Here is a 249-nt window from a genome sequence, read left to right on the forward strand (position 1 = left end):
CAAATGGGTGTGAAGGGATACTAGCTTTTGGCGGTGGTTCCCCCATAGACTGCGCAAAGGGTATCGGGGCACGTATCGCTAGACCGAAAAAGAGTATTTCACAAATGAAGGGGCAATTAAAAGTGAGAAGAGAAATGCCTCCTTTTTTTGCAATCCCAACAACATCAGGTACAGGAAGCGAAGCAACACTTGCTGCAGTAATTTCTAATACCATGACTCATGAAAAATATGCGTTGATGGATACCAAAT

Annotated in this window: 1 protein-coding gene; it reads left to right on the plus strand. The window is 43.4% G+C overall.

The window, feature by feature from the left end; all coding sequences use genetic code 11:
- On the plus strand, positions 1–249 hold a 249-nt coding region (locus tag AOA61_RS00350; protein WP_143521141.1), incomplete at both ends, for an iron-containing alcohol dehydrogenase.

The organism is Pseudomonas sp. 2995-1 (assembly GCF_002742505.1).
Lineage (GTDB): Bacteria > Pseudomonadota > Gammaproteobacteria > Pseudomonadales > Pseudomonadaceae > Aquipseudomonas > Aquipseudomonas sivasensis.